Below are 16,474 nucleotides of genomic sequence, written 5' to 3'. Positions count from 1 at the left end.
ACTTTTTGGAAACTAGAATATTACTGAAGACAGGCAGGTGAACAGGATGGTCAATCATCCAACTGAGTTTCAGCTTCATTTGTTTCATGAGGGGGCGCTCTATAAAAGCCATGAATTATTCGGTGCCCATGTCATAAACGATGGCGGGAAGACATATACCCGTTTCTGCGTCTGGGCTCCACATGCCGCTGAAGTAAGGCTCGCGGGCGATTTCAATGGCTGGGACGGCGAAGGCTTTACCTTCGAGAAAGTGAACAAGGAAGGCGTTTGGGTATTATTTGCGGACCATGACATGACTGGCTCATTGTACAAATACGAAATACTCACCGCGTCTGGGGAAAAAAAGCTGAAGGCCGATCCATTTGCTTTTTTCTCGGAGGTCAGGCCGAATACAGCTTCCATTGTACAACCGCTGGATGGTTACCAATGGAATGATCGGACGTGGATGAGAAAGCGGGGAAAAAAAGTTCCCATTGAGGAGCCCACAGCCATTTATGAGGTCCATCTTGGTTCTTGGAAAAAGGCTGAAGATGGGTCGTTCCTTACCTACAGGGAAGCGGCCGATGAGCTCGTACCGTATGTGCTCGAGCACGGGTATACCCATATTGAACTCCTTCCACTGACCGAACATCCGCTTGATGCATCATGGGGATACCAGACGACTGGCTACTTTTCCGTAACGAGCAGATATGGGACGCCGCATGATTTTATGTATTTTGTTGACCAATGCCACCAGAACGGAATAGGCGTCATTCTTGACTGGGTTCCCGGCCACTTTTGCAAGGATGCCCATGGGCTATATTGTTTTGATGGCGGGTATGCCTACGAATACAAAACGGAAAATGACAGGGAAAACACTGTCTGGGGAACCGCAAATTTTGACCTCGGGAAAACCGAAGTAAACAGCTTTCTTGTGTCAAGCGCGCTTTTCTGGCTGGAAACGTACCATATCGACGGTTTCAGGGTTGATGCAGTCGCGAATATCATCTACTGGCCGAATTCCGAAAAAGTGATTAATCCAAATGGGGTTGCCTTCCTGAAGAAGCTGAATTCAGCGGTAACGGCATTTTGCCCGGACATCCTCATGATAGCTGAAGACTCCACGGACTGGCCGAATGTGACAAAGCCGCCAGCGGATGGGGGACTGGGATTTACATACAAATGGAATATGGGCTGGATGAACGATATCCTGAAATATATGGAAACAGACCCCAATCAGAGGCGCCACCACCATACTAAAGTAACCTTTTCGCTCATGTATGCTTTTTCGGAGAATTTTGTGCTCCCGTTTTCGCATGATGAGGTTGTCCATGGTAAAAAATCACTTCTTGACAAGATGCCGGGAGATTATTGGCAAAAGTTTGCCCAGTTAAGGCTCCTCCTTGGTTACCAGGCCTGCCACCCCGGCAAAAAGCTGACGTTCATGGGAACAGAGCTTGGCCAGTTTTCCGAGTGGAAGGACAAAGAAGAGGTTGACTGGCATCTGAATGAGTATGAAATGCATGCAAAGCTTAATCTGTTTGTAAAGGAATTGAACAAACTTTATAAAAGGTCGAAGCCTCTTTATCAGCTGGATTCTTCCCCTGAGGGGTTTGAATGGATTGACCCGAACAACAATCACCAATCCGTTTTTTCTTTTGTCCGGAGAGGGTTCAAAGAAGAAGATTTCCTGGTCATTGTTTGCAATTTCACGTGGCAGGCCTATAGCGGTTACCGGATTGGAGTCCCGGCGCCTGGACGGTACAGGGAAATCCTTAACAGCGACACGAGGGAATTCGGCGGATCTGGTGTAATAAACAAAAAGGTCATCTCAGCTGAAAAAGAAGGATTTCATGGGAAACCTTTTTCCATCAAGATGAATATTCCGCCATACGGCATTTCAATTTTAAGGCCTGTGAAAAAAAGAAAGGGGATAAATGCCAATGCAAAAGAAGAAGATGGTAGCCATGCTTCTGGCGGGAGGCCAGGGGAGCAGGCTAAATTCATTGACAAAAGAACTGGCTAAGCCGGGGGTACCTTTCGGCGGCAAATACAGGATTATTGATTTCCCCTTAAGCAACTGCACGAACTCTGGCGTATATACAGTCGGGGTGCTTACCCAGTACCAGCCTCTTGTCCTGAACAGTTATATCGGGATAGGGAGCGCGTGGGACCTTGACCGGATGGATGGCGGCGTGACAGTGCTGCCTCCTTATAGCGTTTCGTCCGAAGTGAAGTGGTACGACGGGACGGCCAGCGCGATTTTTCAAAACCTGCCTTATTTACGGCAATATGAACCTGAATATGTACTTATTTTGTCCGGCGACCATATTTATAAAATGAATTATGAAAAGATGTTGGACCATCACATCGAAAATGAAGCGGATGTAACAATATCCGTTATTGAAGTCCCTTGGGAGGAAACCGGACGGTTCGGCATTATGAATACGGATGAAAATTTGAGAATCATAGAGTTCGATGAGAAGCCAAAAAATCCGAAAAGCAATCTGGCATCTATGGGAATTTATATTTTCAATTGGAAGCTTCTTGAGGAATGCCTGATCCGGGACGATGAAAACCCTGACTCTACGCACGATTTTGGAAAGGACATCATCCCTTTCCTATTGAACGAAAATAGGAAACTCGTTGCCTACCCGTTCAAGGGCTACTGGAAGGATGTTGGTACGGTCCAAAGCCTGTGGGAAGCGAACATGGATTTGCTGGACGATAGTTCGGAACTTGATCTATTCGACCAGTCCTGGAGGATTTACTCCGTTAACCCGAACCAGCCCCCACAGTATGTTTGCCCCGACGCGAGGCTCACTGAGTCGCTTGTAAATGAGGGCTGCGTCATTGAAGGCAACGTCGAGAGGACCGTCGTATTCCAAGGGGTTTCAATTAAAAAAGGAGCATCCATCAAGGAGTCTGTTATTATGCCCGACGCGGTCATCGGCAAGGATTGCATAATCGAAAAAGCAATTGTGTCGCCAGGTATTACAGTCCCTGACGGAGGTGTCATAAAAGGCGACGGTGAGGTCGTACCCGTATCCGAGGATACGATTGATGAGCTTTTGTCCAAATAATCCTGTAGGGAGGGGCAACAATTGAAAAAAGATTTACTGGGTATCATTGATGCTACAACATTCCATAAAGACCTCGATGAATTGACCATCCACCGATCGGTTGCGGCGATTCCGTTTGGCGGGAGATACCGCCTTATTGATTTCATCCTCTCGAATATGGTAAACTCCGGCATCCAGAGCGTTGGCATCTTTTCAAAGTACCAATACCGTTCTTTGATGGACCACCTGGGCTCGGGCAGGAACTGGGATTTAAATAGGAAAAGGGACGGCCTGTTCTTTTTCCCGTCCACGAGCCTCGACAAGCCGGTCACCGGCATTGGTCCGCTCGACGACTTTGCGGAAAACATCGATTTTTTTACAAGGAGCCGCCAGCCCTATGCGTTAATCGCAAATGCCTACACCGTATTCAACATTGATTTCTCCCCGATCCTTGACGAGCATATTTCGTCTGGGAGGGATATTACGGAAGTCCTGAAAGACGGGGCCTCACTTGGAATCTACTTGATGAAAAAAGAACTCCTCCTTGAAATAATTGAAAAGCGGATGGAAACAGGTTATTTGACTATCCGCGATGCCCTAACGGATTTGAACAGCCCGTATTCCGTCCATTACCACAGTTTTGAAGGATTTGCGATCCAGGTCAATTCAATCCGGAATTATGCAAAAGCAAGCAAGCTCCTCCTCAATCCGGATATTTGGACCAGGCTATTCACAAAGGAAAGGCCTATCCTCACCAAAGTCAAGGATGAGCCCCCAGCTCGCTATTCTTCCACCTCAATCGTACGTAACTCAATGATTGCAAATGGCTGCAATATTCAGGGAGTTGTCGAAAACAGCATTATCGCCCGCGGGGTAACAATCGGAAAAGGCGCGGTTGTCAAAAACTGCATCATCATGCAAAAATCAAGGATTGGTGAAAATTGCATTATTGAACACGTCATATTGGACAAGGATGTGACGATTGAAAACGGAACCGAATTAAAGGCATCAGAAGACAGCCCGGCCGTCATACGGAAGGGCAGGACCCAGGGAGCGTGGAAAAACTCGTGAAAATACTTTTTGCAGTATCGGAATGCGTCCCATTCGTAAAGTCCGGGGGCCTCGCGGATGTAGCGGGAGCCCTGCCAAAGGAATTAAGGAAACTTGGCTTTGATGTTAGGGTTATCCTTCCCAAATACGCATTAATCCGGGACGAATATAAACGAAAAATGAAAAAGACTGCCGAATTTACCGTCCAGCTTGGCTGGCGCAACCAATATTGCGGCATTGAAGAACTTGAGCATGATGGCATTATCCATTATTTTATCGATAATCAATATTATTTTTTCAGAAGCCAAATGTATGGGGATTACGATGATGGTGAAAAATTCTCCTTCTTCAACCGCGCAGTGTTAGAAAGCATCGGCCAAATCGGGTTTTTCCCCGACATCATCCATTGCCATGACTGGCATTCCGGGATGATACCCTTCTTATTACAGGAACAGTACCGCCATCGGGAAGGATATGAAGGAATCAGGACGATTTTTACAATACACAATCTCCAGTTCCAGGGGGTATTCCCAAAAGAGGTAATGAATGACCTGCTCGGGCTCGATGACCGGTATTTCAACCCGGGACAGCTAGAATATTACGGAAATATCAACTTTATGAAGGCGGGCCTTGTCGCTTCGGATAAAATTACAACGGTTAGCCCTACATACCGGGAGGAAATTAAAACCGCCTATTTCGGAGAGGGACTTGATGGCGTCTTACGGATGAAAAGCGCTGACCTTGAGGGAATTGTGAACGGAATTGACTATGAACTGTACAATCCGGAAAACGACCCATTTCTATCCGCTCCATTTTCGACGGAGAATCGGGGGCCGCGCAGTGAAAATAAAAGGGCAATCCAGGCGCAATTCGGCCTTCCCGAAGAAAGGGGTGTGCCCCTTATCGCAATGGTTACCCGTCTGACGAAGCAAAAGGGTCTGGAACTCGTCCGGGGTGTATTCCATGAAATTATGGCAACAGGTGCCCAATTGATTGTTCTTGGGACGGGCGACCGGGAATTCGAGTACTTTTTTAGCCAAATGAGCAGCCAGTATCCAAACCAGTGCAAGGTGTTCATCGGCTTTGATGAGGCGATTGCCCATAGGATTTATGCGGGAGCCGACCTGTTCCTCATGCCTTCTAAATTCGAGCCGTGCGGCCTAAGCCAGCTGATTGCGATGCGCTATGGTGCCGTGCCGATTGTCAGGGAAACTGGCGGATTGAATGATACGGTCAAGTCTTATAATGAAGAGAACGGTGAAGGCAATGGCTTTACCTTCACAAATTTCAATGCGCATGACATGCTTTATACCATTGAAAGGGCTTTGGCCTTTTACAGGCAAACGGAAGTATGGAACCGCCTCACCCGCAAGGTAATGGAGCTGGATTTCAGCTGGACCCGGTCCGCGCTAATGTATCAGCAGCTTTATGAGGAGCTTAAAAGATAGGGGGTTATCCAAATGTTTTCCAGTGTACCCGAGTTCAAGGCTGCTTTTGTCCAAAAGCTAGAAATGGCGTACGGCACGACTTTTGAGGAAAGTACAAGGCGGGAGCAGTTCCAGACGCTCGGCACGATGATCAGGGAGCAAGTAAGCACGAATTGGATCAAGACAAACGAAATGTACCGCATTTCGGGAAAAAAACAGGTTTATTATCTTTCAATTGAATTCCTGCTGGGTAGGCTTCTACGCCATAATCTGATGAATCTTGGAATTGAAGAGATTGTCAGCAAGGGACTTAAGGAATTGGGGATTGAACTTGACGGACTTGAAGAATTCGAAGCAGATGCCGGGCTGGGCAACGGCGGACTTGGCCGGCTTGCCGCCTGTTTCCTTGATTCGCTCGCATCGCTTAGCCTGCCGGGCCATGGATGCGGAATCCGGTACAAGCATGGCCTGTTTGAGCAGGCAATCGTAGACGGTTATCAGGTTGAACTGCCGGAACAATGGCTGAAGCACGGCCATGTTTGGGAAGTGCGCAAAGGCGATGAAGCAGAGGAGATTCCTTTCTGGGGACATGTCGAAAGTTCCATGGAAAACCGGCGCCTTGTGTTCCGCCACATCAATCCGGAAATTGTCACGGCGGTCCCTTATGACATGCCAGTCGTAGGCTACCATACGAAAACAGTGAATACACTGCGGCTTTGGAGCGCTGAACCTTCCAAGTTCACAGCCAATACGGATATCCTTAAATACAAAAAGGATACGGAAGCAATCTGCGAGTTCCTTTATCCTGACGATACGCATGATGAAGGGAAAATCCTCAGGCTGAAACAGCAATACCTTCTAGTCGCGGCCTCCTTGAGGGCAATCATTAAATCGTTCAAAAAGAAAAACAGAAGCATTTTTGAGCTACACGACCACACGAGCATCCATATTAACGATACCCACCCTGCGCTCGCGGTACCTGAACTGATGAGGATCCTCATGGATGACGAAGGGCTAGGCTGGGATGAAGCGTGGCATATAACCGTCAATACGCTTTCCTATACGAACCATACGACACTATCGGAGGCGCTTGAAAGGTGGCCGGAAAGGATCTTCAGGCCGCTTCTGCCAAGGATATACATGATTGTTGAGGAAATCAATGAACGGTTTTGCAGGCTGCTGTGGGACCGGCATCCCGGTAGCTGGGATCTGATTGAAAACATGGCGATCGTGGCCCATGGCGAGGTTAGGATGGCTCCGCTAGCAATCGTCGGCTCCCATAGCATAAATGGCGTTGCCAGGCTCCATACCGATATACTGAAGGAACGGGAAATGAACAAATTTTACAAAGTTTTCCCTGAACGTTTTAACAACAAAACAAATGGGATTACCCACCGGCGCTGGCTGATGAAAGCCAATCCCAGGCTTGCAGAATTGATTACCGATACAATCGGCCCTGGCTGGATCTCGGATACAATAAGGCTTGAGGAGCTGCTCCAATTCAGGGAAAACGAAGCCTTTCTGGAAAAAATTAATTCGATAAAACTGGCAAACAAGGAAGTGCTCGCATCGCGCATCCATGAAAAAACGGGCATAACCGTTGATCCGAACTCGATATTCGATGTGCAAGTCAAAAGGCTGCACGCCTATAAAAGGCAGCTTTTGAACGTCCTTCACATCATGTATTTGTACAATCGGATTAAGGAGTACCCGAATTATGAAATGCACCCAAGGACATTCATTTTTGGGGCAAAGGCTTCACCAGGTTATTATTTTGCGAAAAAAGTCATTAAACTGATTAATTCCGTCGCCGAGAAAGTGAACAACGACCCAGTAGTGAACGACAGGATTAAAGTCGTCTTCCTTGAAAACTACCGTGTGTCGCTCGGAGAGGAAATCTTCCCAGCCGCCGACGTAAGCGAGCAGATTTCTACTGCGAGCAAGGAAGCTTCCGGGACCGGGAATATGAAGTTCATGATGAATGGGGCGCTGACGGTCGGAACGCTTGACGGCGCGAATGTCGAGATAACGGAGCTTGTCGGCCGGGAAAATATATTCCTGTTTGGGCTAAGCGCCGATGAGGTCCTTGAATTTCAGCGGAACGGTGGCTACCATGCCCAGGAGTATTACCATTATGACCGGCGGATCCGCACCGTTGTCGACCAGCTTGTCAACGGATTTTTCCTTGATACGGGTAATGAGTTTTCCGAGATTTACGACTCGCTTCTTGCCTATAATGACCAATATTTTGTTTTTCGCGATTTCTCCTCCTATGCCGACATCCAGGAACAGGTTGGAAGGAGTTACGGCGACAGGACTGGCTGGCTGAAAAAAAGCCTCATCAACATCGCAATGTCCGGTTATTTTTCAAGTGACCGGACGATACAGGAATATGCCAATGATATATGGCATACCGAACCGGTCATCATCAAGTAGGTCTGGTACAGGGGATGCCCACCAAGGGCTTTCCCCTTGCTTTTTTTCTGGAGTCATCTAAACAAGGGGAAGTGGTTACCTTTAAACATACAAATATTAGAAAAGGACTCGTTTTTATTTTGGCTCTTGGAATCCTCTATGTTGTTTTCCTTCATGCGAAAATTCACCAGCATGCAAAGGATAAGCCTGCCCCGGGCGCTGATTATGTGATTATCCTTGGCGCGAGAGTGAAAGGGGAAACTCCTTCTCTTGCCCTGCAGGCGAGGATTGATGCCGCTGCTAGCTATTTACTTGATAATCCGGAAACCATCGCGATTGCGTCCGGCGGGAAGGGGCCTGGGGAAGATATTTCGGAAGCGGAGGCAATTAAGCGGGAACTGGTTTGGCATGGAATCCCCGAAACCAGGATTATCATGGAAGACCAGTCAACATCTACATATGAAAATATCAAATTTTCAAAAGAGCTTCTGCCTGAAGGGTTGCATAAAGGGCTGGTCGTAACGAATACATTCCACATGTACCGGGCAAAAATGATTGCCCGCGACAACGGCCTAGATCTTGGTGGACTGCCGGCGAAAACGCCATCCCAGGCTGTAGTGAAATCGTATGGAAGGGAGTACCTTGCCATCACAAAATACTATTTAACATCCGCTTTATAGCCGGGAAAAATGGGTAAAGGAATAATGGGACAAGGTTCCCGTTTCCAACGATCCGGCCAAGGAGGTGGATACGATGAAAGTGAAGGTTTTTTCGCTCATTTGCTTACTTGCCGTTATCCTAGCGGGCTGTTCATCGGGAGGGGATGGACTGGGCGCACAGGAGTATGCGGGTGAAGCTTCGGAGTATATGGAAAAGGTTGCGGATTTTGCGAGCGACATACCGGAAAAAGCTGAAAAAGCGGTAAATGATGAACAGGCAAAGCAGGAATTGAAGGGCAGCCTTGAAGAGATGAAGCATAAAATAAATGAATTCGGAAAGGTCCAAGCGCCTGAAATCGCCGGCGATTTTCATAGAGAAATAGTTGATAACAGCAAACTGCTGGAAGAAAAAATAGATGTTTACCTTGAACGCATCGACAAAGGCGATTTCAATAAGGATTTTGTTAAAAAAGAGGATTTCTCCAAGATAACGGATGACATCAAGGCGTCATTTGAGAAACTGAAGGACCTTGGGGAAAAAGGCAAATAGAAGTTTAGAGAGCAGCCGGCTGTATAATCCGGTTGCTTTTTTTAGTATCGACAAAGATGATAGTGGATTTTTTTGAAAATTGGCTGAATTTAAGAGTAAAAGCATGCAATTTTGCCGTTCTTGTTCCAAAATAGAAGTTGAAGAATAAAAGATTGGGGTGGAAGATAATGAAAGCACTAGTTCATGCGGGAAAAACCGGAATGGAAGGTTTGGCGTACCGGGAGTTTGAGAAACCAGAGCCCGGAGCCGGAGAGGTCAGGGTCAAAATAAAAATAGCCGGGCTAAACCACAGGGAGCTGATTATCCTTGAACGCCATAAGGAAACCGAGCCGCCTCTTGTGATGGGGTCGGATGGAGCGGGAGTAATCGATGCAATCGGGGAAGGCGTAAGCGGAGTTAAGGTTGGGGAGGAAGTCATCATCAATCCGGGGGTCGGCTGGAAAGAAAAAAGCGACGCACCACCATTAGGATTTGATATCCTTGGCCATCCTCTCCAAGGGACATTCGGTGAATACATAGTCATTCCGGCGGAGAACGCATTGCCGAAACCTTCATTTTTAACATGGGAGGAAGCTGGCGTTATAGGAGTTGCCGGCCTTACCGCCTACCGAGTCCTATTTACAAGGGCGAAGGTAAGCGAAGGGATGAAGGTTCTCATCCCGGGAATCGGCGGCGGAGTGGCAACGCTGATGCTCCAAATGGCAAAAGCGGCCGGGGCCACTGTTTATGTCACGTCTCGTTCAGAGGAGAAATGCAAAAGCGCGCTTGAATTAGGCGCTGACAAAGCGTTCAACAGCGAGGGTGACTGGGCGGAAGAACTAAGCGGGGAAAAGATGGATGTCGTCATAGAATCGGTTGGGGCGGCAACATTCAATAAATCGCTAAGCCAGCTCCGGACTGGCGGAACGATTGTAACATTTGGCGCGTCCGCCGGGGATGTGGTTGATTTTAATTTGCGTTCATTCTTTTACGGCCAATATAATCTGCTTGGTTCTACCCTTGGGAGCGGCGAGGAGCTTGGGGATATGCTCCAGTTTATTGAAAAGCATGGAGTCAGGCCGGTAATTGACCGGATGTTCAGGCTCGAGGAGTATAAGGAAGCGTTTGACAGGCTAGAAAAGGCTGAACAGCTAGGAAAAATCGGGTTCTACTTGGGATAATGTGCAAGTAACAGGGAGCTCTTCTTAAGGGAGGGCTTCTTTTTTTGTTTTGTAGGCTTTAATTGGGTGACTAATCTAGAATTAAAGTAGTCCCTCCGCCGCAAGGGTTTCCGGTTCCCGTTTTTCCGGAGCTTCCAAACGAACATGCTCCCGGAATCAGCGATTTGAACAGATAACCAGATAAGTCCTGCGGAATCCCGCGGGATTTTTTGATTTTTAAGGAAACTTTAAAATTGATTCCTGTGGATAACTCAAAACAAGTTATCGTAATCCAGCTCCAGCGCCTAGCCCCTCGAGGTCATAAGCCGGTTCCCTCCGGAGGGCAGGCCCGTCCTGCGGGCCCCGTCTTATGCTGGTCGGGGCTGACCAAGGCGCTTGCGCATTTTGTTCTTTTGGTGACTATCAAATTTTTATAGAGTATGAGAAACCTGCTACTATGAAAATAGAAGAATAATCAAGGAGAGTAGGCAAATGAACGGTAGTATAGTTGGAGGAAAATCAATTGATGAGTGGAAAAAGGATATTCCCGTTCTTGGCAGGGTGGCCAAAGCAGAGGAGGTTTTCTGGGCAAATCCGCGATATTTACATAGTGGCAGGGGCCCGTTTGGAATGGAGGAAAAAATACAAGCGGCTTCTGACCGGCTGGACCGTTTCGCTTCTTTCATAAAAAATGCTTACACTGAAACAATGGAAGCGGGCGGAATCATTGAATCACCGCTTGTGGAAATCAACAAATTCAAGGAAATGCTTGGTGAATGGCATGGAAGGGAAATTGATGGCAGGTTATTTTTGAAGTGCGACAATGATTTGCCGATTTCCGGGTCGATTAAAGCCCGCGGCGGGATATATGAAGTATTAAAGCATGCAGAAGATCTGGCAATACAACACGACTTACTTAAACCGGGCGAAGATTATTCGATTTTTGGGAGCGGGGCATTCCGGGACGTTTTCTCCAATTATTCAATCGCTGTCGGCTCGACTGGGAATCTAGGCCTAAGCATCGGCCTGATTGGCGCAAAACTCGGCTTTAAAGTAACGGTGCATATGTCCGCTGAGGCGAAAGAATGGAAGAAAAATAAGCTCCGCTCACTGGGAGTGGAAGTAGTCGAGTATGCATCCGACTATTCCGCAGCTGTTGAACAGGGAAGGAAACAGGCCGAAAGCGACCCAACCTGTTATTTTATTGATGATGAGAAGTCAGTAAATCTGTTTCTCGGATATGCCGTCGCTGCCGAAAGAGTAAAAAGGCAGCTTGATGAAATGGGGGTATTGGTTGACAGTAATCACCCGCTGTTCGTGTACCTGCCATGCGGAGTTGGCGGAGGCCCGGGCGGAATCGCCTATGGCCTTAAAGTCATTTTCAAAAACAATGTCCATTGCATTTTTGCGGAGCCGGTCCAATCCCCGTGCATGCTCTTAAGCCTTGCCACAGGGCTGCATGATGAGGTTAGCGTGAACGATTTCGGGTTGAGCAACATGACCGCGGCGGATGGCCTTGCCGTAGGGAGGTCATCCAGATTTGTAAGCAGGACAATTGAATCGCTTTTGGCAGGGCTCTTTACAGTCAAAGACGAGGAACTTTTCAGGATGATGAATGGTATGTGGCTCTCGCAAGGAATTTTCCTCGAGCCTTCAGCCATCGCGGGGGCGCTTGGCCCTGTGAAGCTGCGACAAACGGCAGAGGGCGAGGAGTTTTTACAAAGCAATTGCCTTCTGGGAAAAATGAAGGACGCTACTCATATCGCCTGGGCGACTGGCGGCAGCATGGTTCCTGAACAAGAAAGAAAAGACTATTTACAAAAAATATAAAGCATACTTCACTGTTTTTCCCATACTTTTTCTTTAGGCATACCTATTGAAAAGGGGGAAATGTTTTGCGCTACCAATCTGTCAGAATGGACCAGATTCCTCCCTACATGTTCGCGGAGCTTGGGAAGAAGAAGGCGGCCATGATCAAGTCGGGAATCGATGTGATAGACCTTGGGATCGGCGACCCGGACTTGCCCACGCCGGCTCACATTGTTGACAAGCTTGTTGAAGAAGCGAGGAAGCCTGAAAATTTAAGGTATCCTCAGTTTTCGGGCCATCCGGTGTTCAGGAAGGCTGTTGCTGAATTTTACAAGCGGGAATATGGCATCGAACTGGACCCTGAGACCGAGGTGCTTGCATTAATAGGATCGAAGGAAGGTCTTTCCCATCTCGTTCCTGCGATGATCGACCCGGGGGAAATCGTACTTGTTCCAGACCCTTGCTACCCGCCTTACCGAATGGCGGCCGTGCTTGCGGGCGGTATGTACCACGACATGCCGATGGTGAAAGAAAACGGTTTTTTGCCCGATTTTGAAGAGATTCCGGAAAATGTATTGGAAAAGGCCCGGCTAATGTTTTTGAATTATCCCGGCAATCCGACGGCGGCGGTCGCAGACGGCCCCTTTTTTCAAAACGCGGTCGATTTCGCAAAAAGAAAGGGCATCATCATCGCCCATGATTCGGCTTACAATAAAGTGGCCTTCAGCGGCTATAAACCCCCGAGCATTCTTGAGGCACGGGGAGCGAAGGATGTCGCTGTCGAATTTGGTTCTCTTTCGAAAACGTACTGCATGACCGGATGGCGTATTGGATACGTTGTTGGCAACAGGGATGTGATCAAGGCGTTGGCCGTTTTTAAAAGCAATACCGACACAGGGGTTTTCACTCCAATCCAATTGGCGGGAGCACATGCGCTTTTGTCGGACCAAACATGTGTGGACACGCATAATGATATATATTTTGCGAGAATGAAAGGGATGATCGAAGCCCTTCAGGAAATCGGCATAGAGGTCGAACGACCTAAAGCGTCTTTCTTTATATGGGCGCCTGTTCCGGCCGGTTATTCGTCATCGGGGTTCGCGGAAGCTGTCCTTGAGCAAGCCGGGGTCATCGTGACTCCTGGAAGCGCATTCGGGCCATCTGGGGAAGGCTATTTCCGGATTTCCCTATCTGTTCCAAACGCCAGGCTGGATGAAGCAATTGGCCGGATAAAAAGGAAAATCAAGATCTAATTGACGGAGGTTCGGAGAATGATACGTTACGAGAATTATATAAACGGTGAATGGGTGCAACCTTTGTCAGGCAGCTACACAAAGAATGTGAACCCTGCGACGGGGGAGTTTTTGGGGGAGGTCGCCAAATCCGGGACCGAAGATGTGGACCGGGCGGTAGCCGCCGCAAAACGGGCGCAAAAGGAGTGGAGGCTCGTTCCTGCTCCTGAGAGGGCTGAAATTTTATATGAGGTTGCCAGGATTTTAAAAGAAAAAAAGGAGCATTTGGCGGAAATTTTAACAAGCGAAATGGGGAAAGTGATTGCCGAAGCGAGGGGTGAGGTCCAGGAAGCGATTGACATGGCCTATTATATGGCCGGCGAGGGGCGGCGCCTGTTTGGCGATACTGTCCCGTCCGAGCTCCGCAACAAGTTCGCGATGAGTGTCCGTGTCCCGGTCGGAATTGCCGGGCTGATTACCCCCTGGAATTTCCCGATCGCCATCGCATCTTGGAAGTCGCTTCCCGCGCTAGTTTCCGGCAATGCGGTAGTCTGGAAGCCAGCGACTGAAACTCCGTTCATGGCCGCGGAGTTCGCGAAGATTTATGAAGAGGCGGGACTGCCGAAAGGATTGCTGAATGTCGTTTTCGGGAGCGGGTCGGTTGTCGGGAATGCACTGGTAGAACACCCGGACGTCGATATTATATCGTTTACAGGCTCCAACGAAGTCGGCAAGGCGATCAACGGCCGCGCAGGCAGCCTCTTGAAGCGGACATCGCTTGAAATGGGCGGAAAAAACGCGGTGACCGTGCTTGAGGATGCCGACATTGATTTGGCGGTTGATGGGATTGTGTGGAGCGCGTTCGGAACTGCAGGCCAGCGCTGCACCGCCTGCAGCCGGATCATCGTCCATGAATCGGTTAAAGAAGAGCTTGAGAGTAAACTGCTTGCAAGGGTAAAAGCGCTAAAAGTTGGAAACGGGCTTGATGAGACAGTCGACGTAGGGCCGGTTATCAACAGTGCTTCGCTCGAACGGATTCATGGATACGTTCAAAAAGGGGTCGGAGAGGGGGCCAAACTCCTCTGCGGCGGTGAAATACTTTCTGAAGGTGATTTAGCCGGAGGGCATTACTATTCGCCGACCTTGTTTACCGATGTCACTCCGGAAATGGTGATTGCGCGGGAAGAAATTTTCGGGCCTGTCACTTCCATTATCCCGGTTCGTAGCTTGGAAGAAGCCATTGAAGTGAATAACAGCGTTGAATTCGGCTTGTCCAGTTCCATTTTCACAAAGGATGTCAATAAGGTCTTTACCGCAATGCGTGACTTTGATACGGGGATTGTCTACGTGAACGCCGGAACGACAGGCGCGGAAATCCATCTTCCATTCGGCGGCACGAAAGGAACGGGCAATGGGCATCGGGATTCAGGGGTAGCGGCGCTTGACGTATATACCGAGTGGAAGTCGGTCTATGTTGATTTTAGCGGGACTCTGCAGCGCGCGCAGATTGATAACAAATAAGGATTGAAGCTCACAGTGATGTGGGCTTTTTTTATTACAGATAGTGTTTGGAATTGTGGCGGAAATTTGACAGTTTTCGATAACCAGGAAAAAGTGGGGGATAAATCGGAAAAAGGTGGTGATACATCGGAAAAAATTTCGATATCCGCCCGAAAATTTTCGATATCTTCCCTCGCTGTTAAAAAACGAGCAAAATTTTCAGCGGACCTATTCAACGCCGGAGAATTTTCAGCTGTTTGCTACTTAACCCCGCCCATCAATCATACATTTAATTAGGCAAGGCAGTTTGTAAGTGCAAGGGGGAGTCGCATGCAGGAAATAAAACTGGACTACGACACGGTTATTATCGGCGGAGGATTTTCCGGATTGACTGCGGCAAGAGAACTGCGGCTACTGGGGTATAATGTACTCGTTTTGGAAGCGCGTGACAGGCTTGGTGGAAGAACCTGGGTGGACAGGCGCCTTAATTCCGACTTGGAAATGGGTGGAACATATGTCCATTGGCACCAACCGCATGTGTGGGCGGAAATAACGAGGTATGGCCTGGAGATCGTTTCAGGTCCGAAGCCGAAAAAAGTGTATTGGATTTCCGGCGGCAAGTCCTGCTGTTCAACCGTTGAAGAATACAGGAAAAAAATTAGGGATACGGCGGGAAAGTTGATGAGCGAGAGCCTGAAATTCCTTCCATTGCCGTATCAGCCGCTTCATTCGCCTCTGATCAAGGAGATTGACGGGATTTCCGCCGAGCAGTTTTTGCAAGACTTCGGGCTGACGGAAGAGGAATACGATATCCTTCATGGATGGGTGGCATCCGACTTTTGCGGTCCTCCTAGTGAAGGGGCTGCCAGCCAGATGTTCCGTTGGTGGGTTTTTTCACAGGGAAATTGGGGAACGCATAGCGAAATGATTTCTACTTATAAGCTAAAGGACGGAACGAAAGCGCTGATAGAAGCGATTGCGGCAGATTCCAATGCCGAAATTAAGCTTTCGGCCCCTGCGGTAAAAATAGAACATGACGAAGCCGGTGCAACCGTGACGTCCTTTGATGGCACAGAGTATAGATGCCGTGCAGTGATCGTTACCGTACCGATGACCGTCCTGAAAGAAATTGAATTTTCACCAAAGCTATCCGACTTGAAAATGAGCGCTTCACAGGAGGGCCAGACATCCAGAGGCATAAAGGTGTGGGCAAAACTGGAAGGGCGCCTTGAACCATTCGATGCGCTCGCTCCAGGTAATTATCCCCTTAATTCCGTGCACCTGGACAGATATGTTGAAAATGACAGCATTATTGTCGGATTTGGGTCTCGGGCGGATTGGCTTGACCCAAGTGACCCGTATGAGGTTGAAGAAGCGCTTAGGAATTGGCTGCCAGATGTGAAGGTCCTAGAATGCACCGGGCATGACTGGGTCAATGACGATTTTTCTAAAGAAGCATGGCCAATGCTTAAGCCGAACCAGCTATTAAAGTATTTCGAAGATTGGAACACGCCTGAGAACAGCATTTTCCTTTCTGGCACGACATTTGCAAAAGGCTGGGCGAGCTTTATGGATGGGGCGATCGAGTCGGGGATGACCGCTGCAAGAAAAGTGGATACATTCCTACGCGGGCAAGAGTAAAAGTGAAAAAA

At 48.4% G+C, this 16,474-nt stretch carries 12 protein-coding genes; all 12 read left to right on the top strand.

The window, feature by feature from the left end:
* Positions 1 to 46: 46 nt before the first annotated feature.
* The gene (glgB, locus tag V1499_RS12615) at positions 47 to 2,005 is read left to right on the top strand and encodes a 1,4-alpha-glucan branching protein GlgB (RefSeq protein ID WP_409270270.1); all 1,959 of its coding nucleotides are present in this window, start codon (positions 47 to 49) and stop codon (positions 2,003 to 2,005) included.
* Positions 1,923 to 3,062 (top strand): glucose-1-phosphate adenylyltransferase, encoded by a 1,140-nt coding sequence (locus V1499_RS12610; protein WP_409270269.1) that lies wholly within the window; start codon positions 1,923 to 1,925, stop codon positions 3,060 to 3,062. The genes glgB and V1499_RS12610 overlap by 83 nt, the downstream gene beginning before the upstream one ends.
* A 21-nt stretch (positions 3,063 to 3,083) precedes the next feature.
* On the top strand, positions 3,084 to 4,112 hold the full coding sequence (locus V1499_RS12605; protein ID WP_409270268.1) for a sugar phosphate nucleotidyltransferase: 1,029 nt from the start codon (positions 3,084 to 3,086) through the stop codon (positions 4,110 to 4,112).
* A complete protein-coding gene (gene glgA / locus V1499_RS12600; RefSeq protein WP_409270267.1) occupies positions 4,109 to 5,539 on the top strand; it encodes a glycogen synthase GlgA in 1,431 nt (476 codons plus the stop codon). Before V1499_RS12605 ends, glgA begins: the two co-directional genes overlap by 4 nt.
* Positions 5,540 to 5,551: 12 nt before the next feature.
* Complete coding sequence (locus V1499_RS12595; RefSeq protein WP_409270266.1) at positions 5,552 to 7,954, top strand: glycogen/starch/alpha-glucan phosphorylase; 2,403 nt, start codon at positions 5,552 to 5,554, stop codon at positions 7,952 to 7,954.
* Between the two features lie 71 nt (positions 7,955 to 8,025).
* On the top strand, positions 8,026 to 8,613 hold the full coding sequence (locus V1499_RS12590) for a YdcF family protein (protein WP_409270265.1): 588 nt from the start codon (positions 8,026 to 8,028) through the stop codon (positions 8,611 to 8,613).
* Between the two features lie 73 nt (positions 8,614 to 8,686).
* Positions 8,687 to 9,142, top strand: a complete 456-nt coding sequence (locus V1499_RS12585; protein WP_409270264.1) for a DUF6376 family protein — start codon at positions 8,687 to 8,689, stop codon at positions 9,140 to 9,142.
* 167 nt (positions 9,143 to 9,309) lie between these two features.
* On the top strand, positions 9,310 to 10,302 hold the full coding sequence (locus V1499_RS12580; RefSeq protein ID WP_409270263.1) for a zinc-binding dehydrogenase: 993 nt from the start codon (positions 9,310 to 9,312) through the stop codon (positions 10,300 to 10,302).
* A gap of 471 nt (positions 10,303 to 10,773) precedes the next feature.
* Complete coding sequence (locus tag V1499_RS12575; RefSeq protein ID WP_409270262.1) at positions 10,774 to 12,111, top strand: D-serine ammonia-lyase; 1,338 nt, start codon at positions 10,774 to 10,776, stop codon at positions 12,109 to 12,111.
* A 65-nt stretch (positions 12,112 to 12,176) separates the two neighbouring features.
* Complete coding sequence (locus tag V1499_RS12570; protein WP_409270261.1) at positions 12,177 to 13,343, top strand: LL-diaminopimelate aminotransferase; 1,167 nt, start codon at positions 12,177 to 12,179, stop codon at positions 13,341 to 13,343.
* A gap of 18 nt (positions 13,344 to 13,361) precedes the next feature.
* Positions 13,362 to 14,843, top strand: coding sequence for an aldehyde dehydrogenase family protein (locus V1499_RS12565; protein ID WP_409270260.1), 1,482 nt, complete (start codon positions 13,362 to 13,364; stop codon positions 14,841 to 14,843).
* A 309-nt stretch (positions 14,844 to 15,152) separates the two neighbouring features.
* The gene (locus V1499_RS12560; RefSeq protein WP_409270259.1) at positions 15,153 to 16,463 is read left to right on the top strand and encodes a flavin monoamine oxidase family protein; all 1,311 of its coding nucleotides are present in this window, start codon (positions 15,153 to 15,155) and stop codon (positions 16,461 to 16,463) included.
* Positions 16,464 to 16,474: the final 11 nt, after the last annotated feature.

Origin of the sequence: Neobacillus oceani (assembly GCF_046237595.1) — a bacterium.
In the GTDB taxonomy this organism is placed as follows: domain Bacteria; phylum Bacillota; class Bacilli; order Bacillales; family Cytobacillaceae; genus Bacillus_D; species Bacillus_D oceani.
Note: the sequence above shows the minus strand (reverse complement) of the source record. Positions and strands in the feature narration are given on the sequence as shown.